Here is a 2,026-nt window from a genome sequence, read left to right as displayed (position 1 = left end):
GATATATACTGGGCCTCGCTGCTTTCTTTCCAGTTGTCAAAGAATTTTGTTTTTTCATTAAAATTAAGTTTTTCGTATTCGTCAATATCCCGATTTAAGTTTATTATGCAGGCAGTGGTTAATTCCGCGATTGAATTAGTGCGAACTTCAATACATTTTACCGTTTTAATGTCTTTTTTAAAAATTTCCTCCACCATGGAAGCGTTGAGATCCTGTCCGTCAATTAACATTTCGCTCATACGGTGTCCTGAATTGGAAAGCCATTGTTCAAGACCGGCGACAATTTCTATTAATGTTTTTTCATTGGTAAGCGTGTAGTCCAGCGGCTTGCCGTTAATTTTTATTGTCATTATTTGCCGCCCCGGTTTTGCTGGCTAAAATTGTCAAGCGACTTTGACATTTGTTCCATCCGCCCATAAGCGGATTCCATTCTCGCGTATTGCATTCGCAGATCCTGTTCTTTCGCGGCCAACTGGCGGTCCAGATTGGCAATGCGTTTTTCATCCTGATTTATGCGCGAATCAAGCGTGCTATTTTTCAGGGAAATGATGCCGCCCGTTTCTACAAACGGCTTTACAAGAGCGTCTACGTTAAACGCGATGCCCGTATCCGCGATTACCTCGCCAGAAGTGTTGCTTGCGAAAAGCTCTTTAATCGCGGGTATTTTCGTCTCCAAAGCCGCGTCAAGGGTTTTTTCGTCAATTTCCAGATAACCTCTTAACTGAGACCGATTATAAATGAAATTTGCGAAAAACTTATAGAGCTTCCATTGAATATTCAAACCGGAAAAGATCTTCTCGCGGCTAAAACATTAGAAATTTTTTCTTCTATAACGGAAAAAATAATACGGATTTTTTACCAGCTAAATATTCAAGGTTATTTATTACAAATGGAAAAGGCAAAAAAAATAGCCCATGGTTTTATTGATTTTAAAAATATTTTAACGCAACTGTTGGAAGCTTACGAAAAACATGATACAATCATTATTGGAGATTTGACTGAATATGAAGCGTCCCCAAAATTAAAGGAATTATATTTAGCTATTTTAGACAACTGCCGGGAAACGGCACAGACGCAGGGTGAAAAATGATAGGCAATATCTTAATACTTTATCCGCTAGTATCAGCGGGAGATTTTAACTTTGGCTCAAAATCAAAAGTATCCCCCAAGGATATTATATTTATATTTGTCATCGTCATCGTCGTTGTAGCTGCGCTTTTAATTATCAATTCAAGAAGAGGCGGAGCCAAAGGCAAAAAAAGTTCAGGCGCGCCTGCGGCAAAAACTTCCGGCGGGACGGGCGTTTTTTCAATTTTCGCGTTTCACCGCATCGCGAGAGATCTTGGCCTCGATCATGAACAGACAAAAATGCTTGATTTTGTTTTTAAAACGGATCAGGTAGCGGATCCGCAAAGATCCATAATAACCCCTGCCCTCTTGGACAGGCATTTCAGGCGCGCTTACAAGGTTTTAGAGCAGACACATGGCCGTGAAAACGAAACACAGCATAAAATTGGAGTTCTTTTTTCAACAAGAAACATCATCGAAAACAGCGTGTTGGAGGGTTTAACTTCCACACGCCAAATAAAAGACGATACAAAATTTACCATTATCACGAACAAAGATAAAATTGAAGTCAATATAATGTCCACAAAAGGCGAAAATATCGAAGTAGAAACGCCAAAAACCGTGCTTGGAAGCCAGATAAAACTTCAAAAGGGTACAAAGCTAAACGTATTATTTTTTGATAAAAGCAACAAAGGTTTTTCATTTGAAAGCAGCGTCACGGGCTACACGACCAGACAAGGGCATCCTACAATGCAGATTGCCCATTCCAACCAATTACGGTTTCTTTCACAGCGGCGTTTCCGCAGAAGACAGACGTCCATCGCCTGTTCAATGTGCCTTGTAATTGTTGAAGGCAGCGGTAAAAAACAGCGCCTTATAGCGGATAAAAAAAAGTTACAAGGGAGCATCGCCGATATTTCAGTGGGAGGCTGTTCAATAAAAACAATGACCTCCATAC

At 40.2% G+C, this 2,026-nt stretch carries 3 protein-coding genes and 1 pseudogene; 2 read left to right on the top strand and 2 right to left on the bottom strand.

Translation table 11 applies throughout. The features are described 5' to 3' along the window. Nucleotides 1-350, bottom strand: a pseudogene (locus tag ACYVRH_RS12140) (hypothetical protein); the annotation flags it as partial. Beyond that, entirely contained in the window at nucleotides 350-781 is a 432-nt protein-coding gene (gene fliD / locus ACYVRH_RS12135; RefSeq protein WP_461257167.1) for a flagellar filament capping protein FliD, read from the bottom strand. The gene fliD and the pseudogene ACYVRH_RS12140, both read right to left, overlap by 1 nt. On the opposite strand from fliD, the gene ACYVRH_RS12130 reads away from it, so the two are divergent. Beyond that, nucleotides 770-1,090: a hypothetical protein gene (locus ACYVRH_RS12130; RefSeq protein ID WP_461257166.1), complete on the top strand. Its 321-nt coding sequence runs from the start codon at nucleotides 770-772 to the stop codon at nucleotides 1,088-1,090. The genes fliD and ACYVRH_RS12130 overlap by 12 nt on opposite strands. Next, nucleotides 1,087-2,026 (top strand): flagellar brake domain-containing protein (locus ACYVRH_RS12125; protein ID WP_461257165.1); only part of this gene is annotated, 940 nt, incomplete at its 3' end. The genes ACYVRH_RS12130 and ACYVRH_RS12125, both read left to right, overlap by 4 nt.

It is taken from the genome of Treponema sp. R80B11-R83G3, assembly GCF_054786115.1.
The sequence above is the reverse complement of the archived record's forward strand: the minus strand, read 5'-3'. Positions and strand labels throughout refer to the sequence as shown.